24 protein-coding genes and 1 other RNA gene are annotated in these 26,593 nt (G+C 52.3%); all 25 read left to right on the top strand.

The features are described 5' to 3' along the window. Positions 1–29 precede the first annotated feature (29 nt). The 25 genes from HMPREF1508_RS08295 (at position 30) to HMPREF1508_RS08180 (ending at position 26,586) form a co-directional block, all read left to right on the top strand. Positions 30–875: a purine-nucleoside phosphorylase gene (locus HMPREF1508_RS08295; RefSeq protein WP_044961108.1), complete on the top strand. Its 846-nt coding sequence runs from the start codon at positions 30–32 to the stop codon at positions 873–875. Next, a complete protein-coding gene (locus tag HMPREF1508_RS08290) occupies positions 872–2,197 on the top strand; it encodes an amidohydrolase family protein (RefSeq protein WP_044961106.1) in 1,326 nt (441 codons plus the stop codon). The genes HMPREF1508_RS08295 and HMPREF1508_RS08290 overlap by 4 nt, the downstream gene beginning before the upstream one ends. Next, the gene (locus HMPREF1508_RS08285; RefSeq protein WP_049906949.1) at positions 2,194–2,961 is read left to right on the top strand and encodes an MBL fold metallo-hydrolase; all 768 of its coding nucleotides are present in this window, start codon (positions 2,194–2,196) and stop codon (positions 2,959–2,961) included. Before HMPREF1508_RS08290 ends, HMPREF1508_RS08285 begins: the two co-directional genes overlap by 4 nt. 3 nt (positions 2,962–2,964) lie before the next feature. Beyond that, on the top strand, positions 2,965–3,441 hold the full coding sequence (rnhA, locus tag HMPREF1508_RS08280) for a ribonuclease HI (RefSeq protein ID WP_044961104.1): 477 nt from the start codon (positions 2,965–2,967) through the stop codon (positions 3,439–3,441). Between the two features lie 159 nt (positions 3,442–3,600). Continuing rightward, positions 3,601–6,279, top strand: a complete 2,679-nt coding sequence (gene alaS, locus HMPREF1508_RS08275; protein ID WP_044961102.1) for an alanine--tRNA ligase — start codon at positions 3,601–3,603, stop codon at positions 6,277–6,279. 513 nt (positions 6,280–6,792) lie between these two features. Continuing rightward, on the top strand, positions 6,793–7,368 hold the full coding sequence (locus tag HMPREF1508_RS08270; RefSeq protein ID WP_044961100.1) for a hypothetical protein: 576 nt from the start codon (positions 6,793–6,795) through the stop codon (positions 7,366–7,368). A 33-nt stretch (positions 7,369–7,401) separates the two neighbouring features. Beyond that, positions 7,402–7,908 carry an amidase domain-containing protein gene (locus HMPREF1508_RS10025; protein ID WP_330365327.1) on the top strand — a complete coding sequence of 169 codons (507 nt, stop codon included), beginning with the start codon at positions 7,402–7,404 and terminating at the stop codon, positions 7,906–7,908. 197 nt (positions 7,909–8,105) lie between these two features. Next, positions 8,106–8,282, top strand: a complete 177-nt coding sequence (rpsU, locus tag HMPREF1508_RS08260) for a 30S ribosomal protein S21 (protein WP_044961232.1) — start codon at positions 8,106–8,108, stop codon at positions 8,280–8,282. A 155-nt stretch (positions 8,283–8,437) separates the two neighbouring features. Beyond that, positions 8,438–8,695: an AbrB/MazE/SpoVT family DNA-binding domain-containing protein gene (locus HMPREF1508_RS08255; protein ID WP_006905566.1), complete on the top strand. Its 258-nt coding sequence runs from the start codon at positions 8,438–8,440 to the stop codon at positions 8,693–8,695. 1 nt (position 8,696) lies between these two features. Beyond that, positions 8,697–8,963, top strand: a complete 267-nt coding sequence (locus HMPREF1508_RS08250; RefSeq protein WP_006905565.1) for a type II toxin-antitoxin system RelE/ParE family toxin — start codon at positions 8,697–8,699, stop codon at positions 8,961–8,963. 28 nt (positions 8,964–8,991) lie between these two features. Then, complete coding sequence (locus HMPREF1508_RS08245) at positions 8,992–9,543, top strand: GNAT family N-acetyltransferase (protein WP_044961098.1); 552 nt, start codon at positions 8,992–8,994, stop codon at positions 9,541–9,543. Between the two features lie 173 nt (positions 9,544–9,716). Next, entirely contained in the window at positions 9,717–11,318 is a 1,602-nt protein-coding gene (locus HMPREF1508_RS08240; protein WP_044961231.1) for a peptide chain release factor 3, read from the top strand. A gap of 469 nt (positions 11,319–11,787) precedes the next feature. Further along, entirely contained in the window at positions 11,788–12,846 is a 1,059-nt protein-coding gene (recA, locus tag HMPREF1508_RS08235) for a recombinase RecA (RefSeq protein ID WP_044961096.1), read from the top strand. Beyond that, positions 12,843–13,454 (top strand): regulatory protein RecX, encoded by a 612-nt coding sequence (locus HMPREF1508_RS08230; protein ID WP_198015628.1) that lies wholly within the window; start codon positions 12,843–12,845, stop codon positions 13,452–13,454. The genes recA and HMPREF1508_RS08230 overlap by 4 nt, the downstream gene beginning before the upstream one ends. Positions 13,455–13,553: 99 nt before the next feature. Beyond that, complete coding sequence (rny, locus tag HMPREF1508_RS08225; RefSeq protein ID WP_006905559.1) at positions 13,554–15,107, top strand: ribonuclease Y; 1,554 nt, start codon at positions 13,554–13,556, stop codon at positions 15,105–15,107. A 126-nt stretch (positions 15,108–15,233) separates the two neighbouring features. After that, positions 15,234–16,250, top strand: a complete 1,017-nt coding sequence (locus HMPREF1508_RS08220) for a deoxyguanosinetriphosphate triphosphohydrolase (RefSeq protein WP_044961093.1) — start codon at positions 15,234–15,236, stop codon at positions 16,248–16,250. A gap of 9 nt (positions 16,251–16,259) precedes the next feature. Next, positions 16,260–18,209 carry a DNA primase gene (dnaG, locus tag HMPREF1508_RS08215; RefSeq protein WP_044961091.1) on the top strand — a complete coding sequence of 650 codons (1,950 nt, stop codon included), beginning with the start codon at positions 16,260–16,262 and terminating at the stop codon, positions 18,207–18,209. A gap of 561 nt (positions 18,210–18,770) precedes the next feature. Then, positions 18,771–20,069 carry an RNA polymerase sigma factor RpoD gene (gene rpoD, locus HMPREF1508_RS08210; RefSeq protein WP_443018246.1) on the top strand — a complete coding sequence of 433 codons (1,299 nt, stop codon included), beginning with the start codon at positions 18,771–18,773 and terminating at the stop codon, positions 20,067–20,069. A gap of 2 nt (positions 20,070–20,071) precedes the next feature. Continuing rightward, entirely contained in the window at positions 20,072–20,779 is a 708-nt protein-coding gene (locus HMPREF1508_RS08205) for a tRNA (adenine(22)-N(1))-methyltransferase (RefSeq protein ID WP_044961089.1), read from the top strand. A 107-nt stretch (positions 20,780–20,886) separates the two neighbouring features. Further along, positions 20,887–21,735 carry a Nif3-like dinuclear metal center hexameric protein gene (locus HMPREF1508_RS08200; protein ID WP_044961087.1) on the top strand — a complete coding sequence of 283 codons (849 nt, stop codon included), beginning with the start codon at positions 20,887–20,889 and terminating at the stop codon, positions 21,733–21,735. A 103-nt stretch (positions 21,736–21,838) separates the two neighbouring features. Further along, positions 21,839–23,524 (top strand): nucleoside kinase, encoded by a 1,686-nt coding sequence (locus tag HMPREF1508_RS08195; protein ID WP_242834542.1) that lies wholly within the window; start codon positions 21,839–21,841, stop codon positions 23,522–23,524. Positions 23,525–23,644: 120 nt separating this feature from the next. Then, positions 23,645–24,040: RNase P RNA component class A (gene rnpB, locus HMPREF1508_RS09735), an RNA gene on the top strand. Between the two features lie 307 nt (positions 24,041–24,347). Then, entirely contained in the window at positions 24,348–25,739 is a 1,392-nt protein-coding gene (locus HMPREF1508_RS08190) for a glycosyltransferase family 2 protein (protein WP_044961085.1), read from the top strand. A gap of 21 nt (positions 25,740–25,760) precedes the next feature. Then, a complete protein-coding gene (locus HMPREF1508_RS08185; RefSeq protein ID WP_198015626.1) occupies positions 25,761–26,294 on the top strand; it encodes a DUF5721 family protein in 534 nt (177 codons plus the stop codon). Positions 26,295–26,382: 88 nt separating this feature from the next. Continuing rightward, on the top strand, positions 26,383–26,586 hold the full coding sequence (locus HMPREF1508_RS08180; protein ID WP_006905550.1) for a cold-shock protein: 204 nt from the start codon (positions 26,383–26,385) through the stop codon (positions 26,584–26,586). The last annotated feature ends 7 nt before the right edge of the window (positions 26,587–26,593 follow it).

The raw sequence follows: 26,593 nt of genomic DNA, 5'->3' as shown, positions 1-26,593 counted from the left end.
CGTCTGTAAAAAACAGGAGAGGAGGTTATATGGATTCGACTTATGAACAAGTGCTGAGGGCTTATGAGAGCATACGGGATCGCATTCCCTTCACACCCAGGGTGGCTCTGGTTCTGGGGTCCGGTTTGGGTGATTTCGCTGACAGCATGCAGATGGAGGGTTTGATTCCCTATCAGGAGATTGCGGGATTTCCGCAGTCGACGGCGCCGGGGCATGTGGGACGCTATGTCTTTGGCCATGTGGCCGGGACGCCGACCGTCGTCATGCAGGGAAGGATTCATTACTATGAGGGCTATGAGATGGAAGAGGTGGTTATGCCGATCCGTCTGATGAAGCTGATGGGGGCTAAGATCCTTTTTCTGACCAATGCCTCCGGGGGCATTCGCCGGGGCCTTGCTGCGGGAGACCTCATGCTGATTCGCGACCAGATTTCCTTCCTCCTGCCTTCTCCCCTGCGCGGGGCAAATATTTCTCAGCTGGGAATCCGATTCCCGGACATGAGCCATATCTATGATCCCGGCCTGTCCGATCTGATCAGGGATACGGCGGAAAAGGAGGGAATCCGCCTTAAGGAAGGGGTCTATCTGCAGACAAGAGGGCCCCAGTATGAGTCGCCGGCGGAGATCCGCGCGGCCAGTGCCATGGGAGCGGATGCCGTCGGCATGTCTACCGCCTGTGAGGCGGTTGCGGCCAGACACATGGGAATGCGTGTGGTCGGCGTCTCCTGCATTTCCAACATGGCGGCCGGGATCAGCCCTAAGCCTCTGTCGGAGGAGGAGGTTATCGAGGCCGGCAGGATCGTGGCGGAGAAATTCACAAGACTTGTGAAGGGCTCCATTGAGAAAATGTCAAAGGGAAAGAGAGAGGCGAGATGAATATCCGATTTTATAATGCCAGGTTCATGACCTTGGATGATAGGGAAAGGCCTGCCCTGATCGAGGGGGAGCTCTGGGTACAGGGAAATCAGATTGTCTATATCGGGGACGGTCGTGACCGCCGGGCCCAGGAGGTCGCTTCAGAGAAAAGTCCCCTGGTCTGGGAGCGGCAGGAGAACTGCCAGGGCAATCTGCTGATGCCGGGATTTAAGAATGCGCACACCCACACGGCCATGACTTTTGTCCGCACAGTTGCGGATGACCTGCCTCTGCAGGATTGGCTGACCAAACAGATTTTTCCCAGAGAGGACTGTCTGCGGGAGGAGGATATCTACTGGCTGGATATTCTAGGCATCATGGAGTATCTGACGTCCGGGATCACGTCCAACTTCGATATGTACTTCTATCCGCCCATGAATGCCAGCGCCTCTGTTGACACGGGATTTCGCACGGTTTTGGTGCCCGGCTTTAATAACTTCGGCGCGCCGATTGAGACTGTCGAGGAGAATATGTGCCGGGTAAATGAGATGGGGGAGCTCGTCTCCATGGTGGTGGGATTCCATGCGGAATATACGACCTCCATGGAGCGGATGGAAGATGTGGCCAAATTGGCGTCGAAATACAAAAGTCCCGTCTTTCTCCATAATTCTGAGACAGAGAGGGAGGTAAAGGAGTGTATCGATCGCTGGGGCAAGACCCCGACCCAGCTGACAGATTCTCTGGGAATGTATGAGTACGGCGGCGGCGGTTACCACTGCATCTGGTTCTCTGATGAGGATTTTGAGATCTATAAGAGGAGAGGGCTGACTGCCGTCACCAATCCGGCCTCCAACCTCAAGCTGGCCTCCGGGATCGCCCCGATCAGCCGCTTCCTTGACGAGGGCATTTCTCTGGCGATCGGCACCGACGGAGCCTCATCCAACAATGCCCTGGATATGTTTAGGGAGATGTATCTGACAACGGCTCTTGCCAAGGTGCGGGAGAGGGATGCCTCCGCTGTTCCGGCCGAGGACGTTCTCTACATGGCGACAGCCGGCGGGGCGAAAGCGATGGGACTGACGGACTGCGATCGACTGGCTGAGGGCAAGAAGGCCGACTTGATTATGATTGATCTCAAACAGCCCAATATGCAGCCAGAGAATGACATCTTAAAGAACCTGGTCTATTCCGGGAGCAAGCAGAATGTGAAGATGACCATGGTCGACGGAAGGATTCTCTACGAAAATGGGAGCTTCCATATCGGTTTTGATCCGGGGGATATCTACGCCAGGGCTAACGAGATCATTCAGAGAATCAATCGGGAGGCGGGGTTTGGCCAATGATCAAGGTGACTTATATTCAGCACAGCTCCTATCTTGTGGAACTGGATCATACCCTCCTTCTCTTTGACTATTTCCCCCCGGATGCCCTGTCTGACCGCATGGTTTTCGGAGGGAAGATCCCTGCCTTTCCCCAGGACAAGAAGCTCTATGTATTTGCCAGTCACCGGCACAGGGATCACTGGACGCCGGAGGTTCTGGCCTGGCAGAAAACCCGTCACCCGGATATCAGCTATATTTTAAGCGATGATATCCATATCCCGAGGGATCTCTTAGCCCGGCTGGGACACAGAGGGGACAGGGAGTTTAAGAAACGCATTCACAGGGTCTCTCCGGTCTCTGTTTACCGCATCGACGATCTTGTGATTCAGACCCTGCGCTCTACAGACGAGGGAGTGGCCTTTTATATTGAAGCGGAAGGCCTTCACATCTACCACGCCGGCGACCTGCACTGGTGGAACTGGGGCGAGCGGGGGGAACTCTACTGTGAGACCATCGGCCGGGCCTATAAGCACGAGGTCAACCGGCTGGCGGGCAAGCATATCGACCTTGCGTTTGTCGTGCTGGATCCCCGCATGAAGGAGGGCTTCTCCTATGGCATGGACTATTTTCTGGAGCACATAGACTGCGACCTGGTCTTCCCCTGTCATCTGTGGAGAGACTACGATCTGATTGAAAGGTATAAGCGCCTGCCGCAGGCTGCAAATTTCAAAGACAAGATTGTAGACCTGACCCAGGAGAATATGATCTTTGAGATCGAGGAGTGATTCATGCGAGTGACAATTTACACTGACGGGGCGGCCCGGGGCAATCCGGACGGGCCGGGCGGCTACGGAGCGGTCATATCCTATGTGGATGCCAGGGGACAGGAGCACACCAAGGAGCTCTCCTGCGGCTATAAGAAGACCACGAACAACCGCATGGAGCTCATGGGAGTGATTCGGGCTCTGGAGGCTTTAAAACGCCCCTGTCAGGTGGACCTGTGGTCGGATTCCCAGTACGTGGTCAAGGCCTTTGAGGAGCACTGGATTGACAAGTGGCAGAAGAACGGCTGGAAAACCGCCGGGAAGAAAGCAGTGAAAAATATAGATCTCTGGAAGAAGCTTCTAGAGCTTATGGCTCCGCATCAGGTGACTTTCCACTGGGTCAAGGGACACGCCGGACAGACCTATAATGAGCGCTGTGATTTTCTGGCTACAAGTGCCGCGGACGGAGAAAATCTGTGTGATGACGTGGAGTTGAATTGAAGTATTCGATTCACTATAATTCATGACGATGGAATGTCTGCGGCTCGCGCATACGATAGCCGCTGTGTTGTTATGCGTGCATTTGCCCGCTCAATTGGATTAGAGATAAGCCGGTCTGCGGAGTGTTTTCCAGGAACGGTGCATAAGGAGATGTATTTCATGGAAAAATTCGGTGTAAACCAGCTGCGAAGAATGTATCTGGACTTCTTTGAGAGCAAGGGACATCTGGTGATGAAGAGCTTCTCGCTGGTGCCCCACAACGACGACAGCCTCCTGCTGATCAATGCGGGCATGGCGCCCTTAAAGCCCTACTTCACGGGACAGGAGATTCCTCCCCGCCGCCGCGTCACCACCTGCCAGAAGTGCGTCCGCACCGGCGATATAGAGAATGTCGGCAAGACAGCCCGTCATCTGACCTTCTTTGAAATGCTGGGCAATTTTTCCTTCGGCGATTACTTCAAGAGGGAGGCGATTCACTGGTCTTGGGAGTTTTTAACCAGGGTGCTGAAGCTTGAGCCGGACCGGCTCTATCCCACCATTTTCATCGATGATGACGAGGCCTATGAGATCTGGACCCGGGAGGTCGGGGTCGCCCCTGATCACGTCTATCGCTTTGGCAAGGATCCCGAGACCGGCGCCTCGGATAATTTCTGGGAGCACGGCTCCGGTCCCTGCGGACCCTGTTCTGAAATCTATTATGACCGGGGAGAGAAGTACGGCAATGGCCCTGATGATGTTATGGGCGGCGAGGGCGACCGCTTCATGGAGATCTGGAACAATGTCTTTACCCAGTTCAATAATGACGGCCACGGCAATTATACAGAGCTTGTCCAGAAGAATATTGACACCGGCATGGGCCTGGAGCGCCTTGCGGTTGTCATGCAGGATGTAGAGACTGTCTTCGAGATCGACACCATGAAGGCCATCCGGGATGAGGTTTGCGCCCTGTCCAATAAGACCTATGAGGCAAATGCTTCGGACGACATTTCGATCCGCCTGATCACGGACCACATCCGGTCCACAACCTTTATGATCTCCGACGGCATCATGCCCTCCAACGAGGGCCGCGGCTATGTCCTGCGCCGTCTGATCCGCCGCGCGTCCAGACACGGACGCATGCTGGGGATTTCCGGCGAGTTTATGGCCAGACTTGCGGACGTTGTAATTCGCGAGTCCAGGGACGGTTATCCGGAACTCGCCGAGAAACAGGAGTTTATCCGTCGTGTCCTGACGGAAGAAGAGAGAAAGTTCAACGCAACCATCGACCAGGGACTGGCCATGCTGGCTCAGCTGGAGGATCAGCTTTCAGCTAGGGGAGAGAGAGTTCTCTCCGGCGCAGACGCATTCCGCCTCTATGACACCTATGGATTCCCGGTTGACCTGACGGCGGAGATCCTGGAAGAGAAGGGGATGACCTATGACAGGGAGGGCTTTGCGGCGGCCATGGAGGAGCAAAGAGCCAAGGCCCGCGGCGCCCGCAAGGCCTCCAATTATATGGGGAAGGAAGCAACGGTCTACGACGATATCGATAATTCCATCAGCTCTTCTTTCGTCGGCTATGACAAGCTGGAGGCAAGCTCTAAAATCAGCGTCCTGACCACGGAGGTCAATCCGGCAGAGGACAAGTACGGCGAATTGGTTGACGCTCTGACCGACGGCAGCAGGGGAACCGTGATTGTGGACGAGACTCCCTTTTATGGCACCATGGGCGGTCAGCTGGGCGATTCCGGTCTGATTGAGACGGAAGAGGGGACCTTTCGCGTGGATGAGACCATCCATTTGCTGGGCGGCCGCATCGGCCATGTGGGGCAGATGATTTCCGGCATGCTCAAGGTGGGCGACTGGGTGACGCTTCAGGTGGATGCCGACCGCCGGGCCAATATCGCAAGGAATCACTCGGCGACCCATCTTCTTCACAGGGCCCTGCGCGAGGTACTGGGAGATCATGTGCAGCAGAAGGGCTCTTATGTCGATGACAAGAAGCTCCGCTTTGATTTCGTCCATTTCTCCGCCATGTCCACGGAGGAGATCAGGAAGGTTGAAGATCTGGTCAATGAGCGCATCGCGGCTGATATTCCTGTCGTGACAGAGATCATGAGCCAGGAGGATGCCAAGAAGACCGGAGCGATGGCCCTTTTTGGAGAGAAATACGGCGATGAAGTCCGCGTGGTTGAGATGGGAGATTATTCCACAGAGCTCTGCGGCGGAACCCATGTCGGGCGCACCGGTAAGATACAGGCCTTTAAAATCATATCTGAGGTGGGTTCTTCCGCCGGCGTCCGCCGGATTGAAGCCCTGACCGGACCAGCTGTCTTTGCCTATTACGAGGATATCGAGAGAGAACTCAATGAAGCGGCCGCAGCGGCGAAGACCAAGCCTTCTGATCTGGTAGAGAAGATCGGGCACATGCAGGAGGAGATCAAGGGTCTGGAGGCGGAGCTGGAGTCTATGAAGGCAGCCGCCGCAAAAGAGGCCCTTGGCAATGTCGAGGATGCTGTCAAGGAGATCAAGGGGATCAAGTTCCTGGCAAAAGCCCTGGAGGGCGTCGATATGAATGGCCTGCGCGACCTGGGCGATCAGCTCAAGGCCAGACTGGGAGAGGGCATTGTCCTCCTCGCCTCCGCAAATGACGGTAAGGTTGTTCTCATGGCGACCGCAACAGAAGGCGCTCAGAAGGCGGGTGCTCATGCCGGCAACCTGATCAAGGGCATTGCGGGACTCGTAGGCGGAGGCGGTGGAGGCCGTCCCAACATGGCGCAGGCCGGCGGCAAGAATCCGGCGGGGATCCCGGCGGCTCTGGCTGAGGCTGAGCGAGTTCTTGAGGAACAGTTGTCCTAGGAGGGATTTGCCGGATTGCTTCTTGTGCCGGACGCGCTGACAGATATGCCTTTACGGAAAGAGTTTCGGACTCAGGATGATTTCATCAGATGGGATCTTCCTGGGTCCGATTTTCTTTAAGAGATTCTTTCTATCGTTCTCTCTATAGTGGGGTAAAAATAGTTTCGCAAACAAGTGAAAAGTATAAGAGCTTCACAAAAAGAGGATTTCGTATTCGTTGGGTTTTGCTAATAGCATTATAACGTTACGCATGTTATAACTCGTTTAGGAAGAAAAAGCAGAGTTCATATAGAGAAGTAAGAGACAAGTTCAAATAAAGGAATAAGAGACTCATAGAAATCCTTCTGCAAAGGGGAGAGGAGGAAAAGGAAAAAATTATTGAAAGAAAGCCTGCTCCTGCCAAGTGGCTATCGACAGCGTTTTATCGCGGAATACAGATTGTATCTTATCGTGGGACATGGATGTTCTTATGTGACGATTAAGAATCGAATCGCATAGAGAGGGTTTCTATATATGAAAAATGTAAAAAGACTTTTGTCATTTGCGCTTGTTGCCATTATATTTTTCGTGGGTTTTTCTAATACAATGTATGCTGATTCCGATATGGGACTTGGTCAGTCGGATGAGATGGAAATTCGTGAAAAAATAGACAATCTCTTAAGAGAAAGAGCTTCTGTCATGCTGTCTGATGAGAATATCTCATGTAAAAATGTCTTTCGATCACAGAGAAATTTTATGATAGAGCAAAGACAAAGAGTTGAAATAGCTGAATTTAGAAAAAAATTAGAATCTGTGGGTGAGACATATTCCAAAGCAAGAACCATAATAGATATCAATGAAGTAAAAAAGGATTCTGATTCAAGGGTATCAGTCAGTGTAAAGGAGGAGACATATTTAACAATAGCAGAAACAGGTGTAGAAACCGGATATGATGCAAGACACGAATTTGTCTTTGAAAAGGGCATCAATGGTGAGTGGAACATTATTGAAGACAAGCAGCTGGATCCCACCGGATTAATGCCCTTATATAAAGCCGAAGAGTATGTTGATCCCTCAAGTGATATTTTCGAGGAGATTGGCGAAGAATGAAATGAAGAAGGACTTACTCCAGCGTCTACGGAAATAGAAGATATAAATAAGGAAGAGAGAAGTCTTTATTCAAAAGGCGGATATAATTACACTGCAATGGCAAATTATCTTGAAAAATACTGGAGTAACTATAATTCGGCATATAGAAGATTTTCAAACACAGATTGTACGAATTTTGTAAGCCAGGCCTTAAGAGCTGGTGGATGGAAAGATAAAGTTGGGTGGTACAAAAATTCAAATTATTGGTGGTATAGTAATTTCAATCAATCATGGTCGTGGTCTTCGGTTAATTATTGGGGGAGTTTCGCAAGAAACAGCGGTCGAACATCTCACTTAAATAATGTATGGTATCTTGGACTAGGAGATGTACTTCAAGTCAAGGCAAAAGGTTCGTCACAAAAAAATCATACAATGATGGTTTCGTATGTTTCTAACGACATGCCATATTTTACATATCATTCCCGAAATAGGTACAGAAGAAGTTTGAAGCAGACATTGGGAGATTGGGAAGGGGGGACTTTTTACGCATATAGGACATGAAAAAATCTTGATGATAGATTTGATGAAATTCAATCACAGCCTGAAGGACTTGCGATGGTTTAGAAAGGCTTCTGCTTGTGTTTGACAAGAAAGAGGTCGGGCAAGTATAATACACATTGGTGTTGCGACTTCCCGTGAATATGCAGTTTCGCGGATTCAAAACACAAATCCACGACTGGAGGGAGGTCGAGAAGAGTATGTCAAGCATTATCGTAAAAGAGAATGAGTCTCTTGACAGCGCACTGCGTCGCTTTAAGCGCAGCGTAGCTAAGGCTGGTATCCAGCAGGAGATCCGCAAGCGCGAGCACTACGAGAAGCCCAGCGTTCGCCGCAAGAAGAAATCTGAGGCCGCACGTAAGCGCAAGTTCAACTGATGAGTGAACAATCAGCCCCCGAGGTTATCCTCGGGGGCTTTTGTCTGCGCCCCGGGAAATTGACAGGTGAGATGAAAAAGCACTTTTCTCTTATTGCAACATGTGTTACATTTTAATCAGAAAATCAGAATTTCAGAAAATATGGAGGTGACGACATGATTGCAACCATAAGAAAAAGATCGCAGATAACTTTGCCAAGTGAGATTGTTACTAAGCTGGGTCTTTCCGAAGGCGACCAGCTCGATGTCATGGAAAAGGATGGAACAATCATGCTCTTTCCTATGGCTGTTTATCCGACTAAGTACATAGACGATCTGAAAAAAGAGGTAAGCGATATCAAAGCGAAGATTGCTTGTGGTGAGCAGCCAGTATTTGATACTGTAGATGCTCTCTTCGAATCGCTGGAGAAGTAGTATGGCATATAAGATTACATACACAAAGCGATTTCAGAAGCACTACAAGAAAATGGCTGCGACCGAAAAGAAGCAGATTAAATCGAAAGTAGAGACGCTTTCGAAAAATCCACTTCATCCGTCTCTTAGGACAAAAAGGATTCAAGGGACGGATGATCTTTTTGAGTGTAGCGTCAATATGGATATAAGGATTATCTGGTACTATGAGGATGATCAACTTATCCTTCTTCTTGATGTTGGACACCACGATATTTTGGATAGAATTTAAAATATATTTTTTAGAATTGAGAATAAAAATGACACATCTTGGTACAAAAACTATAGAAACAGACAGACTGTGCCTTCGAAAGCTAAGTGTTAATGATGCTGAAGCCATGTATAAAAATTGGGCATCAGATTCGGAGGTTACTAAATATTTGACTTGGCCTCCTCATGAGAGTATTGAAACTACGAAGAAACTTCTTTCCTTGTGGTCAAAGGACTATAGGAAAGAAGACTGTTATCAATGGGGCATCGAATTGAAATCCATAGGGGAGGTAATAGGTACTATTTCTGTAGTTGGGAAGAAGGACGAAATAGACATGGTGCATATAGGTTATTGCATCGGACGTGCATGGTGGCATCAAGGAATAATGACAGAGGCACTTAGTGCAATTATTGATTTCTTTTTCAACGAGGTTGGATGCAATAGAATTGAGTCCAGACATGACACCAACAATCCTCATTCAGGAGACGTTATGAAAAAGTGCGGTATGAGGGTAGAAGGAACCAAAAGAAGTGCTGACATAAATAATCATGGAATCTGCGATGTGACAGAATATGCTATTCTGCGCTGTGACCATTTATAAACCTCATGATCAAGCATTTTTGCGGCTTACATGGGGCTTTTGTCTGCGCCCCGGGGAATTGACAAGTGATTTTTCCACCCGTAAACTATAGAGGTTTGGCGGAACCGCAGTCGAAAGAGGCTGGTGTCTGCCCTGTGGAAACAGAAAAATGCCGGGAGATCCCGGCAGAATATATGAGGTGCATCTTGTCAAAGTTGAGAGAAGAAATCGAGAAGAGGAGAACATTTGCCATTATTTCTCACCCGGATGCCGGAAAGACAACCCTGACAGAGAAATTCCTGCTCTACGGGGGAGCGATCAATACGGCCGGTTCTGTTAAGGGGAAGGCGACCGCCCGGCATGCGGTCTCTGACTGGATGGAGATCGAGAAGCAGAGAGGAATCTCTGTTACCTCCTCTGTTCTCCAGTTTAATTATGCCGGACGCTGCATCAATATTCTGGATACGCCCGGCCACCAGGATTTCTCGGAGGATACCTACCGGACTCTGATGGCGGCTGACTCCGCGGTCATGGTGATCGACGGATCAAAGGGAGTTGAGGCCCAGACCAGGAAGCTCTTTAAGGTCTGCGTCATGCGTCATATACCGATCTTTACCTTCATCAACAAGATGGATCGTGATGCCATGGATACCTTTGAACTCCTGGATGATATTGAAAATGAGCTGGGGATCGCCACCTGTCCCATCAACTGGCCCATTGGCTCCGGTAAAGATTTCAAGGGGGTCTTCGACCGCGATACGAAGAGGGTTATGACCTTCGCGGATACGATGAAGGGGACCAAGGAGGGAAGTGAGGAGGAGTTTGACATCGGAGACGCCAAACTTCGTGCGGCCATCGGCGAGGAAGCGCTTGGAATTCTGGAGGAGGAGATTGAACTTTTGGACGGCGCTGCCGCTGCCTTTGATCAGGGCAAGGTGGATGCGGGACAGCTCTCTCCGGTCTTCTTTGGCTCCGCCCTGACCAACTTCGGCGTAGAGACCTTTCTGAAACATTTTCTGGATATGACATCCTCACCTTTGCCAAGAGAGTCCGATGCGGGGCTGATTGATCCCTTCTCAGAAGATTTTTCAGCTTTTTGCTTCAAGATTCAGGCCAATATGAATGCCCGCCACAGAGACCGCATAGCATTTATGCGTATTACTTCCGGCAAGTTCACAGCCGGCATGGAGGTCTTTCATGTCCAGGAGGGAAAGAATATCCGTCTTTCCCAGCCCCAGCAAATGATGGCGGATGACCGCCGTATTGTCGATGAGGCCTATGCGGGTGATATCATTGGAGTCTTTGATCCGGGTATTTTCTCTATTGGGGATACGATTCTGACGGGAAAAGAGCACTTCAGCTTTCACGGTATTCCCACCTTTGCCCCGGAGCATTTCGCCCGTGTCTGTCAGGTGGACACCATGAAGCGCAAGCAGTTCATGAAGGGGATCAATCAGATTGCCCAGGAGGGCGCCATCCAGATCTTCCGCGAATACAATACGGGAATGGAGGAGATCATTGTGGGAGTGGTCGGCGTCCTCCAGTTTGATGTTTTGAAATTTCGCCTCAACAATGAGTACAAGGTCGAGATCAAGATGGAGAATCTTCCCTATGAGTATATTCGTTGGATCAGCAATGAGGGAGTGGATGTAGACGCGATTGTGGGGACATCCGATATGAAGAAGGTGACCGATTTAAAGGGCAGGCCCCTTTTGCTCTGGGTCAATGAGTGGTCCATCCGAATGACGCAGGAGCGCAATGAGGGACTGGAGCTGGCCGAATTTTCACAGGATTGATTGTTTTGCTCCCGCAGGGCTTGAGCCCGGCGGGATTTTTTGAAGGCTCCAATTCTCCGGGGATTTATTTTTGAAGTCTCCAATTCTCCAGGGATTTATTTTTGAAGGCTCCAATTCTCCGGAGATTTGTCTTTGAAGGCTCTAACTCTCTGGAAGTTTGTCTTTGAAGAATTCGGCTCTGCGAAACCTTGTCCTTTTCCGTTTTCCGTATGAAGAAAATCCTGCAAATGACAGATCCGCCGAAGTTTGGCGGAAAAAATCGTGCAAGAGAGAGAATCGGGCGGGGAGTGATTGCCAAAGTCCCTCCGGCATGGGAGAATGAGGATGCGCAAGGGGAAATGAATTCGATCAGACGGATGTCTGCGGTCAGGAACCCGATCATGTCGTTGACAGCTATGTAGAATAGGATTAAGATGATCAAAAAAGCGAACAGCTGTTCGCGAATAAACGTTCGAACAAGGAGAGCATGATGGCAGCAGAAGCGAAGACAGTAGAAGCGAAGACGGCAGAGGAGAAGCAGAAGGCGCTGGAAGCCGCGATTACGCATATTGAGAAGCAGTATGGCAGGGGCTCTGTCATGAAGCTGGGAGAGGGAAGCCAGCGCATGAAGGTTGAGGCGGTCTCCACAGGCTCCATCAGCCTGGACCTGGCCCTGGGCGTTGGAGGTCTCCCCAAGGGGAGAATCATTGAGATCTTCGGACCGGAGTCCTCCGGTAAGACGACGGTGGCCCTTCACTGTGTCTCTGAGGTACAAAAGAGGGGAGGGATCGCAGGGTTTATTGACGCGGAGCACGCGCTGGATCCTGTCTATGCCAGGAATATTGGCGTTGATATTGATAATCTCTATATTTCACAGCCGGATAACGGGGAGCAGGCATTGGAGATTGCCGAGACAATGGTTCGCTCCGGAGCGGTTGATATTATTGTGGTCGATTCCGTCGCCGCGCTGGTGCCGAAGGCGGAGATTGAGGGGGATATGGGAGACAGCCATGTGGGTCTGCAGGCCAGACTGATGTCTCAGGCTCTGCGCAAGCTCACCTCTGTTGTCAGCCGAACCAATTGTATTGTTATCTTCATTAATCAGCTGCGAGAGAAGATCGGCGTCATGTTCGGGAATCCTGAGACTACGACCGGCGGCCGGGCCCTCAAGTTCTATGCCTCTGTCCGCCTGGATGTCCGCCGTACGGAGGCGATCAAGCAGGGAGGCGATGTGGTCGGCAATCATACCCGCGTCAAGATCGTCAAGAATAAGGTGGCGCCTCCCTTTAAACAGGCTGAATTTGATATTATGTTCGGACAGGGGATTTCAAGATCCGGAGATATTCTGGATCTGGCAGTTGATATTGATATTATTAACAAGTCCGGAGCCTGGTATGCCTATGAAGGGGAGAAGATCGGCCAGGGCCGTGAGAATGCCAAGAAGTATCTGGAAGAGCACCCGGAGCTTATGGAGCGGATTGAACAGCTGATTCGCGACCACTATGCGCCCGAAGAAGTGGCCGAAGAGCCTGAGGCAAAAGAAGAGTGAGTCGTTTGATTGAATCCATAGAGCCGGAAGGGAAGCGGCAGAGAGTCTGTCTCGATGACGGGACAGACTTTCTTCTCTATCAGGCAGAAGTCAGTCGATATGCGCTAAAGGCCGGAGAGGAACTGTCGGAGGACCAGTATCACATCCTTCTCAGCGAGATTTTCTTTCCCAGGGCCGCCAAGAGGGCAATGCGGCTTCTTGAGGTCAGAGATTACGCGGAGAAGAGACTTCGTCAGAAGCTTGAGACAAGCGGCTATCCCCAGGAGGCCGTCGATTACGCGATTGAATATGTCAGTCGCTTTCATTATCTGGATGACCGTCGCATGGCAGCTGCCTATGTGCACGCTCATCAGGAGAATAAAAGCCGCAGGCGGATTGCTCTCGACCTGACGAGGCGGGGGATTGACAGGGACTTGATTGAGCAGACCCTGGATGCAGAATACACGGCATCGGAGGAGGATCAGATTCGGAGCCTGCTCCATAAGAAGGGCTATGATCCGACAGTATCCGATCCCAGAGAGAGGGGGAAGCTCTATCGCTTTCTGGCCTGTCGGGGTTTCTCTGCCGCCTCCATTATGAAGGCTCTGCAAAAGTCCGATGAATCTTGACTAATTTTTCCGAAAATTATAATATTTAAGTGTTGTAGACAACATTATGGATAGTCCATTTTGAAGCATACAATCACAATTTCATAAGGAGGTGCTCCCGTGGTTGCAATTATCATTGCGGTAGTGATTACCCTAGTAGTTGTAGCTCCGGTCACCCTGGCGATTGCGAACTCCATTCATAAGAAACAGGATGCTGAGACCATCAGCGGCGCCCAGGAACAGGCGCGCAGAATCATCGATGAGGCTGTTACAGAGGCTCAGGCGAAGAAGCGCGAGGCTCTCCTGGAGGCCAAAGAAGACTCCCTGAAGACTAAGAATGACTTGGAGAAGGAGATTCGTGAACGCAGGGCAGAAGTACAGCGCTCTGAGAATCGTATTCTGCAGAGGGAGGAGAACATCGACAAGAAAAGCGATGCCCTCGCCAGAAGAGAACGGAGCCTGCATGACCGTGAGCAGAACATTGAGAAGGCCAGAGAAGAAGTGGCTCAGCTCAACGCAAGGAGGTTGCAGGAACTCGAGCGAATCTCAGGATTAACCTCTGAACAAGCCAAGGAATATCTGCTGAAGACTGTTGAAGAAGATGTCAAGATCGATGCTGCGAAGATCGTGAAGGAATCCGTTGCTCAGGCCAAGGACGAAGCCAACAAGCGGGTCAGAGAGATCGTGGTGACCGCCATTCAGAAGTGTGCGGTAGACCATGTCGCGGAGGCGACGATTTCTGTTGTTCAGCTCCCCAATGATGATATGAAAGGGCGGATCATCGGCCGTGAGGGCCGCAATATCCGTACCCTTGAGACATTGACCGGGGTGGAACTGATTATTGATGATACGCCGGAGGCGGTTGTCTTGTCCGCATTTGATCCGGTACGCCGTGAAATCGCAAGAATTGCGCTCGAGCGCTTGATTGTGGACGGACGGATTCATCCTGCCAGGATTGAGGAGATGGTCGAGAAGGCCAGCCGGGAAGTAGACAACGCGATGAAGGAGGCCGGCGAGGCCGCCGCCATTGAGGTGGGAACGCATGGTCTGCACCCGGATCTGATCAAGCTCTTAGGCCGTATGAAGTATCGTACCTCGTACGGGCAGAATGCCCTGCAGCATTCCATAGAGGTTGCGCAGCTGTCCGGTCTTCTGGCTCAGGAAGTCGGTGTCGATGTCCGTGTCGCCAAGCGGGCAGGTCTTCTGCACGATTTGGGCAAGGCAATCGACCATCAGGAGGGAATCACCGGCACGCATGTGCAGATCGGTGTGGAACTTGCCAAGAAGTACAAGGAGAGTCCGGTTGTCGTCAACGCGATCGCAGCGCATCATGGCGACGTGGAACCGGAATCACTGGTCGCCTGGATTGTCGCCGCAGCGGATGCCATCAGCGCAGCCCGTCCCGGCGCCAGACGCGAGTCTCTGGAAGCGTATACAGAGCGCTTACAGCAGTTAGAAGATATTACCAAGGAGTTCAAAGGGGTTGACAATGCCTATGCCATTCAGGCAGGCCGCGAGATTCGCGTGAGTGTTGTTCCCGAGCAAATCAGTGATGCAGACATGGTCCTTCTGGCCCGCAATATCGCCAAGCGTATTGAGAGCGAGTTGGACTACCCCGGACAGATCAAGGTAAACCTGGTTCGAGAGTCCCGTGTCAGTGATGTTGCGAAATAAGCAGGGAATCGGTCTGATCGATATGTTATCGGTCAGACCTTTTTCTGTTGCTTATGATGTTTAAAAAAGGAAATTTGTTTCCGGGCCGCAATAAATAAATAGGATGTTTTTTGGAGGAAGTTTCAGATGAATATTCGCCAGGAGATGGAACTCTTGGAAGATAAATTCCTCAGTCCCTATGCCACGCATGATGTGGACTCCAGGGGGCGAAAGAAGGAGGAAGACCAGTGTGACATACGTCCTCTTTTTCAGAGAGACCGTGATCGCATTTTGCATTCCAAGGCTTTTCGACGTCTGAAAAATAAGACCCAGGTCTTTTTAACCCCTCTGGGTGACCATTACAGGACTCGTATGTCTCACACATTGGAGGTGTCCCAGAATGCCAGAACCGTCGCCAAGGCTCTGCGCATGAATGAGGATCTGACAGAGGCTATCGCTTTGGGTCATGATCTGGGACATACTCCCTTCGGTCATGCCGGAGAAAGGGCGCTCACGGAGATTTATCCCGGGGGCTTCCGCCACAATGAACAGAGTGTGCGGGTGGTAGAGCTTCTGGAGAAGGAGGGGCAGGGGCTCAATCTGACCTGGGAGGTCAGGGATGGAATCCGCAATCATCAGACTGCTCTTACCCCTCATACGCCGGAGGGGAAGATTGTTCGACTCTGCGATAAGATCGCCTATGTCTATCACGATATTGACGACGCGATTCGGGCGGAGATTCTGTGTGAGGAGGATATTCCAAAGGAACTGCGCAATACACTGGGGCAAACGGCTAAGGATCGCCTGGACACCATGATCCACAATGTGATTATTTCAAGCCGTGACACGGACGCGATCTGTATGTCCGATGAAATCTGGCAGGCTCTACTGGACCTGCGCAAGTTTATGTTTCAAAGTCTTTACACCAATCCTGTGGCCAAGTCGGAAGAGGTCAAGGCCAAGCGGATGCTGAAAATGCTCTACGAGTACTATGCGGATCATTTTGAGGAGATCCCCGAGAAGTACCGGAGGATCGCGGAGGAGACCGGGGACGATGAGGGGCGGATCATCTGCGACTATATTTCCGGGATGACGGATCAGTATGCAGTGACCAAATTCAGCGAGTTCTTCCTGCCCAAGGCCTGGGAAGTAGACGGATATTGAGGAGTCAGCGTGCCATATTATTCAGACGAACTGATCGATCAGGTTCGCGAGGCCAATGATATTGTAGATGTCATCGGCCAGTATGTCGGATTAAAGAAGACCGGATCAGCTTATGTGGGGCTTTGCCCCTTTCACAACGAGAAGACGGGTTCTTTCCACGTCAACCGGGGCAAGCAATTCTATCATTGCTTCGGCTGCGGCGCGGGCGGCAATGTATTTACCTTTTTGATGAATTACGAGAACATGACCTTTCCAGAGGCGGTCAAGACCTTGGCCGACCGGGCCGGAATCGCCCTCCCCGAGCACAGGATGAGCAAAGAGGACCGGGCCAGGGCCGATAAGAGGAGCCGGCTTTTAGAGATCAACAGAGAGGCGGCCAAGTTCTATTTTGCCGTCCTTCGCGGTAAGGACGGGGCTACGGCCATGAACTATTTCAGGGACCGGCAATTGACAGAGGAGACCATGCAGAAATGGGGCCTGGGCTATACCGGAAGTCACTCCAATGCCCTCTATCGCTATTTAAAGGGCAAGGGATACGAGGACCGCGATCTGGTCGACTCCGGCCTGATTGCGATCAGCGAGAGAAGGGGAGCGCACGATAAGTTCTGGAACCGGGCCATGTTTCCCATTATGGACGCGGGAGGTAGGGTGATCGCCTTCGGGGGCCGTGTGATGGGGGAGGGGGAACCCAAGTATCTCAATTCCCCTGAGACCATGATTTTCAACAAGAGCCGCACCCTCTTCGGCCTCTTTCTGGCAAAGAGAACGCGCCGTCCCCAGATGATTCTCTGCGAGGGATATATGGATGTGATCTCTATGCACCAGAATGGCTTTGACAATACCGTGGCCTCTTTGGGAACTGCTCTGACGGAGGGGCACGCGCAGATGTTAAAGCGCTATACGAGGCAGGTCTATCTCTCGTATGACTCGGATCCGGCGGGAATCAGGGCAGCCCTGCGGGCGATCCCTCTTCTCAAGGACGCGGGTATCAGCTGTAAGATTATCAATATGCAGCCCTGCAAGGATCCGGATGAGTTCATGAAGAAGCTGGGACCGGACGCCTATGAAGAGAGGATCAAGGAGGCGGAGAATTCCTTTATGTTTACGATCCGCATGCTGGAGAGGGATTACCAGATGGATGACCCGGAGTCCAATACAGAGTTCTTTCGCCAGGTGGCCCTGCGGATCAGCCGTTTTCCGGAGGAGATAGAACGGGGCAATTACATCCAGGCTGTCGCTGATCGCTACCACAGAAGCGCAGAGTCGATCCGCCAGATGGTTGTGCACATGGCTTCCCAGGAGGGAATTTTGGCCCGGAGGAAGTCTGCGGACAAGGCGGACAAAGGCGCCTTTTCTTTGAATCGAAGTCAAAGGAATCCGGACGAGGACGCGTTTGCCATGGCAGACGCTTATGCCCGCGCCCAGGACGAGACGGAGGCCGCCTATCGGGGGAGCGATCCGGGAATGGACCTCTCACCAGCGAGAGCCGCGCGCAAGGGGCCAGGTCAGAGGAGCCAGCCCAGAGAGACCGGCATGCGCCAGTCCCAGCGCTTACTGCTGACATGGATTACGGAGGACCCGGAGATCTACCGGGTCGTGAAGCCCTATCTTGAGCCGATGGACTTCGAGGAGGGCGTATATCGGGATGTGGCAGAGGAGGTCTGGAGCCAGTCGGAACAAGGTGGAGTCAATCCGGCCCGAATTATGGATCATTTCCAGGAGGGAGATGAGGGAGTACAGCGTGAAGTGGCCAGGATCTTCAATACCACAGTCGGGAGGTTGACTGAGCGAACAGATCGGATTAAGGCTCTTCGGGAGACCCTCTTGCGGATCAAGAGGGCGGCTATGGAGCGAAAGCGCAGGAAGGGCAATGCGGTCGACCCGGATTTTCTGACTGAGATGATCCGCGATAAGAAGAAACTGCAGGAACTGGAACATATCAGCATTGACCTAAAATAAGAATGAGGAGAGAAAATGGCAGGCAAAAAAGTGACAGAGGAAATCGTAAAGACATCCGGGACCGGAAGAGAAAAGTCGGGCGCTGAGAAAAAGACAGCAAAGGCGGGAAAAGAGCAGAAGTCTTCTAAGACTGGCGGACCAGCTGCAGGCGGAAAGAAGGCCGCCGAAAAGGCTGTTGGAAAAGCCGGGAAATCATCGGAGACAAGCGCCAAGAAGGCCGGCGGATCAGCTTCTGAAAAGAAAGAGTCTCCGGTCAAGAAGGCGAATGCCAAGAAGGATGGCGGATCAGCTTCTGAAAAGAAGGCAAAGGCAGTGAAGAAGACTGCCCAAAAGGAAACGAAGAGTCCAAAGACAGAGAAGCCCCAAAAGGAAAGTCCCGAAACGAAGAATTCCAAGGCGGACAATCCGAAAACGAAGAATGCCAAAATAGAGAATTCCAAGACGGGAAATTCAAAAATGAAGGATTCTAAAACAGAAAACGCAAAAACAAAGAATTCCAAGGCGGACAATCCGAAAAAGAAAAATTCTAAAGTAGAGAGCGCAAAAACAGAGGCTCCAAAAGTGGAGAGCCCAAAAGCAGAAGAGGATAAGACCGGGGAGCAGGAGTCAGGTGAAGTGACTGCCGCGGAGATGTACAGCCGTTTGGGAGACCTGGTCGATCTTGGAAAGAGCAAGAAGAATATCCTGGACTATGCGGAGTTAGAGGAGGCCTTTCCGGAGTTTCGGGAGAATGAAGATAAGATGGATATCATCCAGGATTACCTGGAACAGTCCGGCGTGGATGTTCTGAAGATGGATGATGATGACCTGGACATAGATGATGACCTGCTCATGGATGAAGACGAGGATGAGGACGAGGACAAAGAGCCTGAGGTTGATATCGCGGCTCTGACCGCAAGTACCGACGCGGTCAACATTGATGATCCTGTCCGCATGTATCTCAAAGAGATCGGCAAGGTACACCTGCTGACTGCGGAAGAAGAGGTCGATCTGGCTCAGAAGATGGAAAAAGGGCTCAAGGCGGACGAGCAGATTGAGATCCTGCGGGAGGAGATCCATTCCGGCGATTTATCTGAGGAAGACATGATGAATCTGGAGGCCCAGATCAAGATCTTAAAGAACGATTCAGCTGTCGGCGAGCGGGCCAAGCAGAAGCTCGCCGAGGCGAATCTGCGCCTGGTGGTATCAATTGCCAAGCGCTATGTGGGCCGGGGGATGCTCTTCTTAGACCTGATCCAGGAGGGAAATCTGGGACTGATCAAGGCGGTTGAGAAGTTCGACTACACCAAGGGCTATAAGTTCTCAACCTACGCTACCTGGTGGATTCGTCAGGCGATCACCCGCGCTATCGCGGATCAGGCCAGAACCATCCGGATCCCGGTGCACATGGTTGAAACCATCAATAAGCTGATTCGCGTTAGCCGTCAGCTCCTGCAGGAACTGGGAAGAGAGCCTTCTCCAGAGGAGATTGCCAGGGAGATGGAGACGACGCCCGACCGCGTTCGGGAGATTTTAAAGATTTCGCAGGAACCGGTCTCTTTAGAGACCCCGATCGGGGAGGAGGAGGACTCCCATCTTGGCGACTTTATCCAGGATGAAAATGCTCCCGTTCCGGCAGAGGCAGCGACATTCACTTTGCTCAAGGAACAGCTGAATGAAGTCCTGGACACCCTGACTGAGCGAGAGCGCAAGGTTTTGATCCTGCGCTTTGGTCTGGAGGATGGCAGAGGGCGGACCTTAGAGGAGGTCGGCAAGGAGTTCAACGTGACCCGTGAGCGGATCCGACAGATCGAGGCCAAGGCCCTGCGCAAGCTGCGCCATCCGTCCAGGAGCCGTAAGCTCAAGGATTATCTGGAGTAATTATGGCTGTCAGGTTATCGAGGCGGATGCAGGCTCTGGCGGCTCTGGTAGAGCCCTGTCAGAGTCTGGCGGATGTTGGCTGTGATCACGCCTATCTGAGTCTGGCGCTTCTTGAATCCGGGAGAGTGAAGCGGGCTCTGGCCATGGATATCAGGCCGGGTCCCTTAAAGAGGGCAAGAGAGCATATTGCGGCGGAGGGAATGGCGGACCGGATTGAAGTCCGCTGTTCTAATGGTCTTGCGTCTTATCATCCGGGGGAGACAGAAGCCATTCTGATCAGCGGAATGGGAGGCGGTCTGATCCGAGATATCCTGGAGGCGGACCTGCCTTCGGCCAGGGAGGCCGGACAGATCATTCTGGGGGCACAGTCTGACTTACCCATGCTGCGGGCCTGGCTGCTTGACAGGGGATTTGTCACGCAGGCTCAGGATCTTGTGGAGGATGGGGGGAAGTGGTACTTCCTCGCCAGGGTTCGTTACCAGGAAGGAAGCCGGGGGGACTGTTTTTGGACTCCGGAGGAGCTGGCCTACGGAAAGCTTCTGATTGAGAATCGCCACCCCCTTCTGGAGGTTTATCTGCGGAGAGAGGAAGCCATGCTAAAGAGCATTCTTGCGGCGCTTCCTCAGGGGAAGGTCAGGCGAAGAGAAGAGATTTTAGAGAGGCTGAAGCAGAATCGAAGAGCCCGTTTGAGAATATCTGAGGAGAAGTAAGGATCCTGTAAAATACAGAAAAGATCAGTGTCAGACCGGTTTGGATATTTGCACCGGCATGCGGGATCAGATGGACCACGCAGTTTTTACAGCCCCGGGAGGCGAAGATGAGAGTCAGAGAAATTACAGACAGGATAGAGAAGCGCGTTCCCCGTCAGGCGGCGCTGGAATGGGACAATGTGGGACTTTTGGTTGGCGATCCCGATCAGGAGGTTCATCGCATCTATGTCGCTTTGGATGCCACCGATCAGGTCATCGACCATGCGATTAGCGCAAAGGCCGATATGCTCATTACCCACCATCCCATGATTTTCTCGCCGATCCGGTCCGTGCGGGCGGATGATTTTGTGGGTCGGCGCGTCATCAGGCTTATCAGCCATGAGATTTCCTATTATGCCATGCACACCAATTACGATGTCTGTGAGATGGGAGATCTGGCCGCCGATACCCTGGGAATGACAGAACTGATCACCCTGGATGTCAGTTACGACGGAAGGGACATTGATCCGGTCGATGCGGCGGGAGACGGGACAGACGCCATCCCTCCCATTCGGGTCAGCTCTTCGATGGGAATCGGCAAGGTTGGGGAGATGGGGGAGGCCATTGCGCCCAGCCTGCGGGACTACGCGAAGCAGGTCAGGGAGGCATTCGGGCTCTCCCATGTCAGAGTCTTCGGCGATCCCGAGCGCGAGGTGCACCGGGTGGCGATTTGTCCTGGATCCGGCAAGTCAGAGGTAGACTATGCCCTGGCAGCCGGGGCGGACACCTATGTCTCCGGGGACATCGATCATCATACGGGACTGGATGCCATGGCCCAAGGACTGGCGGTAATTGACGCGGGCCACTATGGGGTGGAGCATATTTTCATTGAGCATATGGCCATGACACTCAGAGCGCAGCTGGCGGAGATCGATGTCCTGACAGAGCCCATGAAAGAACCGGTCTGGATCGTCTGACGGTCTGCCTTGGTCCCATGCTCTCTTGCCGGGGAGAAGGGGCGGAGGGGAAGATAAAAGAAGAGAGAAACTGTTTGGCCTGCAAGAAGAGGGGAGCCGGAGAGTGGCAATTAGAGTCGAAATCGAAGGAAAGACACATAAATACGCGGAGGGAACAAGCCTCTGGGAGATCGCGAAGGAGATCACAGAGCGGGATCCGCAGGCCTATCCGGAGGATATTGTTCTTGCGGAGGTTGATCATCACCTGCGGGAGCTTGGTTATGTGGCCGAAGAGGGGGAGAAGATCCGCTTTTTGACCAGTGTTGATAAGAACGGGCTGCGAGCCTATCGCAGAAGTCTGATTCTGCTCATGCAGGCTGCAGCAGCTAGGCTTGATCCGGACAAACAGGTGGATATCCGGGTGGAGCATTCACTCGGTCAGGGTTACTTCTGCCATATATACAGCAGGGAGAAGGACGGCTTTCATCTGCTCTCTCATCCGCAGGCCTCGCTGATTGCCCAGCTCAAGGATCAGATGTTGGCAATGGCGGATGAAGATATTCCTATCGTCAAGAGATCTGTCTCTACGGAGAAGGTCAGGGATTACTTCCGCAGGGAGGGACTTGTCGACAAGGTGAGCCTTCTGCGCTATCGGATGGATTCTCACACCAATCTCTATGATCTCGAGGGCGTCAGCGATTACTTCTACGGCTATATGGTTCCGTCGACCGGCCTGCTGAAATATTTTGATCTGCAGACATTTGCCGATGGATTCATGCTTCTCTTTCCCTATCGGGAGGGGAAGAAGGTTGCTGACTTTGACCCGGCCATGAAGCTTTTTGAGGTGCAGGAGAGGTCGGGCAACTGGTCCGCCCGTCTGAGCATTCCCTCGGTGGGAACGCTGGACGATGCGATTGCTTCCGGCAGAATCCGGGATATCATTTTGGCCCAGGAGGCTCTGATGGAAGAGCAGATCGGCAGCATGGCCTCCCGGATCATTGACAGAGGCCGACGCGTCGTGATGATTGCCGGGCCCTCTTCTTCCGGAAAGACGACTTTTTCCCATCGACTGGGAACCCAGCTGATGGCCCGGGGCTTCACGCCCCATCCCTTTCCCCTGGACAGCTATTACAGGGGGAGGAGCCAGGTTCCCCTGGATGAGAAGGGAAACAAGGATTTCGAGGCCCTTGAGGCGCTGGATGTAGAGCTCTTCAATCAGAATGTCACGGACCTCTTTGCCGGGAAACGGGTTCTTCTTCCCGAGTATAATTTTACGACAGGCAAGCGGGAGTACCATGACCGATATATGCAGCTGGGGGAGAGAGATATTCTTGTGATCGAGGGGATTCACGGTCTCAACGACAAGCTCTCTTACTCCATTCCCGCCTCCATGAAGTACAAGATCTATATCTCCGCCCTGACTCAGCTGGGGATAGATGAGCACAATCCCCTGTCGACAACAGACGGCAGGCTTCTGCGCCGTATTGTCCGGGACGCGCGGACGCGCGGGACTTCCGCTGCCGAGACCATTCGCATGTGGGACTCTGTGCGCAGGGGAGAAGAGAGCGGGATTTTCCCCTTTCAGGAGATGGCCGATGAGATGTTTAATTCGGCTCTGGTCTATGAGATCGGCGTGCTCAAGCTCTATGCGGAGCCCCTGCTCTTTGCGATTGACAAGGAAGATCCGGCATACGCGGAGGCGCACCGCCTGCTCAAGCTGCTGGATTACTTTCTGGCCATCCCCACGGAAGATATTGCCAACAATTCCCTGATCCGGGAATTTATCGGGGGAAGCTGCTTTCAGGTCTGAGGAGGATTTTGCGCGTTCTGCTCTACCGGCCTTCGTTGGATTTGCTCTACAGACCTTTGTTTGCCGGGACCTTCATCGGTCTTGCGCTCACCCCTTTGAAATCGCTATAATAAGGCCTTGAAAGCAGGGTATGTGATCGCTGCCGTATGCAAGGGAGCCGCTTTGCGGCGCAGAACCTTGCCAAGAGGAAGGCTTTGCCGAACCTCAGAATACGGGAGAGGAAAGTCCGGGCTTCACAGGGCAGGATGCCGGCTAACAGCCGGTGGAGGCGACTCCCAGGAAAGTGCAACAGAAATATACCGCCGGGGGAACCCGGTAAGGGTGGAAAGGCAGTGTAAGAGACTACCGTGCGGCTGGTAACAGGCGCAGCCATGTAAACCCCATCCGAAGCAAGACCGAGCAGGAGCGATGACGCGGCCCGCCAGCTCCGGGTTGGTTGCTCGAGGCGGCTGGTAACAGCCGTCCTAGATAGATGATCACACCAGACATAACCCGGCTTATCGCCCTGCTTTCTATTTCGCGTTTCATAGGACCGTCCCTCTCTGTAAGGACGGTCTTTTCTCTTTTTTCGTATCTGCCCTGTAAAAGGTTCATGGAATGCCGCAGACAGCAGATGACCGCCGCCAGGGCTGCCCTGTAAAAGGTTCATAGAATGCCGTCAGACAGCGGATGATCGCCGCCGCCGGAGGCTGTCTTACAAAAGTTTAAGATAAGTTTAATAGAGCAGGCAGAAGGGATTCGCTATAATAATGTCTGAAAGTAATTTTCGAAATTCTCGCAATCGCATGGGGGGAGCTCCATCATTGCTCAGTGAGGAAGATGTATGCCCCGTATAGAAGGAATTATCGCACTGTTGATACAGATCCTGACGGTCATTCCGAGCATCTGGCTTGCCTTTGTGGTTATTTGGGGATTGAGCCGCAGGAAGAAGACATATCCGCACGCCGACAGGCAGGATCGCTTTGCCGTTGTCATCTGCGCCCGCAATGAGGAGGCGGTGATAGACAAGCTTCTGACCAGTCTCTCGCAGCAGAAATATCCTCAGGATAAGCTCAGGATTTTTGTTCTCGCGGATCACTGTACAGATCGCACGGCTCAGACAGCCTCAGGCTTTGATCGCGTCATTGTCATGGAGCGCAATGAAGGGCCCACCAGGGGCAAGGGAGATGTCCTGGCCTGGGGAATCCGCCGCATCATGAAAGAGTATGGCGACGACATCGATTCCTTTGCCTTTTTTGATGCCGACAATATTGTCCGAGAGGACTACCTGATCCATATCAATGACATGCTGCAGTCAGGGGAGGAGATCGTGCAGGGGAATCGCCTGGGAGGCGGCCCCTACAAGACCTTCGTTACCAAGTGGTTTGCCATCTACTGGATGCTCTACAGCTTTCTCTTTTCCTATCCCAGGCAGAAGATGGGGCTCTCAGCCTTTCTGACCGGTACCGGTTTCGCCGTCAAAAAAGAAGTCCTGTCCGCGGGCTGGAGGACCTCGTCCATTACGGAGGATGTTGAGTTCTCCGTCCAGCAGTGTCTGGCCGGCAGGAGAGTTGCCTTCTGTCTGGACGCCGTGTGCTTTGATGAGCAGCCCTCTGAGGTCAGGGTGCTCTTTCGCCAGTTGATCCGCTGGTGTACGGGCTCCTATCAGATCCTTCGCCGCTATATCGGGGCATGGATGCACGCCCTTAAGATCTCCAGTGAAGATCCCTATCGCAGACGCACGACGGACAACCTGATGCTTCTGCTTCTGGGCCCTGTCAATTTTGTCGCATTCTTCGCCAATCTGGTCATGATTCCTCTGACTCTCTGGTACTTCCCGGGACTGGCGCTTTTGGGTCTCGCCTTGATTCTGGCAGGGACGGAGGTCGTCCTCTTCTGTATGATCCGTTTCTTCTATCACCAGGAGCTTCGGCCCTTTATGCCTGCCCTGCTCTTTATGCCGGTCTTCTTCTTCTTCTACAGCATCTGTTCTGTGATTGCCCTGGTACACCCGGTCAGGAGCTGGAAGCGGATTGACCACGAGGGCATCGCCGCGCCTCAGGAGAGCAAGGCTCTGCCGCCTGCCGGCAGCAGGAAAGCGATTGCCTCCCGCGAAGATAAGGAGGAGGTCCCATACAAGATGACTGAGCTTCTTGTCCGGGAAGGGGAGAATGACCGCTTGAACCGTGCGGCAGGAGTTAAAGACGCAGAGGGGAGTGACTATGTCCGGAGTTAAGAATCCTCATGAGATAGGAGCGTGCAAAATGCAGGAGGAAAGGCAGGCATGAGGGCTCTGCGTTTTTCCAGTCAGGCCGGGATTATGCACAGTCTGCTTTTGGAGGAGACCTGGGACGCCTTTCCACTGGCAAAAGCAGAGATACGCTCGTCCTTTTCCCTGACCCTTGACGGGCATCTGATTTGCGACTTCTACACCGCGGAAGAATGGGAGAAACTGGAGGCGGCCGGTTACCGCTGCCTGCCCTATGGCCGCCTGCGCAAAATTTGTCTGGAGACAATTTCCGGAAAGAGGGCGCCGGGCTATTTCAAATTCGTCTTTCTGGCTCCGCCGGCCCTGGTCAGTCAGCTGCTTGATCAAGCGGGAAATGGCATGCGGTCAGAGGATGTAGACGCGCTGGCTATGAATCTCACCTATCGGGATGGATCGCTGCGGCTCACGACGGGAACTTCCTGTCGGATATTTTCCATGGACAAGAGTCTCGATCAGGTCTGGGATCATTGGGTATGTGAATTTCTGTCAAAAAATCATCTGGATTGGTCAGAACTTGTGTGAAAAAATTTGTTATTTTTTCCGCTTTATGTTATCCTTGACCCGTTGAGATGTTCTGTTCTGACATAGTTTCGTATGGAGGTATAAAGGAATGGCAAAAGGGACAGTTAAGTGGTTTGATGACCGTAAGGGGTACGGTTTCATCTCTGATGAGGCTGGAAAGGATGTATTTGTACACTTCTCCAAGCTGAACATGGAGGGATTTAAGACCCTGAAAGAAGGAGCTACGGTTGACTTTGAGGTTGAGGACTCCGATAAGGGTCCGCAGGCGATCGACGTCACCGTTGTGGAATAAATCAAAT

This window comes from Shuttleworthella sp. MSX8B, from assembly GCF_000524295.1.
In the GTDB taxonomy this organism is placed as follows: domain Bacteria; phylum Bacillota; class Clostridia; order Lachnospirales; family Lachnospiraceae; genus Shuttleworthia; species Shuttleworthia satelles.
This window is presented reverse-complemented; position numbering and strand designations above follow the sequence as displayed.

Excerpts from the sequence above, each read along its gene's own strand:
- HMPREF1508_RS08250 (WP_006905565.1), top strand. The coding sequence starts at position 8,697 with ATGGCATATAAGATTACATACACAAAGCGATTTCAGAAGCACTACAAG.
- HMPREF1508_RS08290 (WP_044961106.1), top strand. The coding sequence starts at position 872 with ATGAATATCCGATTTTATAATGCCAGGTTCATGACCTTGGATGATAGG.
- recA (WP_044961096.1), top strand. The coding sequence starts at position 11,788 with ATGGCAGCAGAAGCGAAGACAGTAGAAGCGAAGACGGCAGAGGAGAAG.
- HMPREF1508_RS08240 (WP_044961231.1), top strand. The coding sequence starts at position 9,717 with ATGAGGTGCATCTTGTCAAAGTTGAGAGAAGAAATCGAGAAGAGGAGA.
- HMPREF1508_RS08200 (WP_044961087.1), top strand. The coding sequence starts at position 20,887 with ATGAGAGTCAGAGAAATTACAGACAGGATAGAGAAGCGCGTTCCCCGT.
- HMPREF1508_RS08190 (WP_044961085.1), top strand. The coding sequence starts at position 24,348 with ATGCCCCGTATAGAAGGAATTATCGCACTGTTGATACAGATCCTGACG.
- HMPREF1508_RS08245 (WP_044961098.1), top strand. The coding sequence starts at position 8,992 with ATGACACATCTTGGTACAAAAACTATAGAAACAGACAGACTGTGCCTT.
- HMPREF1508_RS08285 (WP_049906949.1), top strand. The coding sequence starts at position 2,194 with ATGATCAAGGTGACTTATATTCAGCACAGCTCCTATCTTGTGGAACTG.
- alaS (WP_044961102.1), top strand. The coding sequence starts at position 3,601 with ATGGAAAAATTCGGTGTAAACCAGCTGCGAAGAATGTATCTGGACTTC.
- HMPREF1508_RS08270 (WP_044961100.1), top strand. The coding sequence starts at position 6,793 with ATGAAAAATGTAAAAAGACTTTTGTCATTTGCGCTTGTTGCCATTATA.
- HMPREF1508_RS08180 (WP_006905550.1), top strand. The coding sequence starts at position 26,383 with ATGGCAAAAGGGACAGTTAAGTGGTTTGATGACCGTAAGGGGTACGGT.
- HMPREF1508_RS08255 (WP_006905566.1), top strand. The coding sequence starts at position 8,438 with ATGATTGCAACCATAAGAAAAAGATCGCAGATAACTTTGCCAAGTGAG.
- HMPREF1508_RS08220 (WP_044961093.1), top strand. The coding sequence starts at position 15,234 with ATGAATATTCGCCAGGAGATGGAACTCTTGGAAGATAAATTCCTCAGT.
- HMPREF1508_RS08205 (WP_044961089.1), top strand. The coding sequence starts at position 20,072 with ATGGCTGTCAGGTTATCGAGGCGGATGCAGGCTCTGGCGGCTCTGGTA.
- rnhA (WP_044961104.1), top strand. The coding sequence starts at position 2,965 with ATGCGAGTGACAATTTACACTGACGGGGCGGCCCGGGGCAATCCGGAC.
- HMPREF1508_RS08295 (WP_044961108.1), top strand. The coding sequence starts at position 30 with ATGGATTCGACTTATGAACAAGTGCTGAGGGCTTATGAGAGCATACGG.
- rpsU (WP_044961232.1), top strand. The coding sequence starts at position 8,106 with ATGTCAAGCATTATCGTAAAAGAGAATGAGTCTCTTGACAGCGCACTG.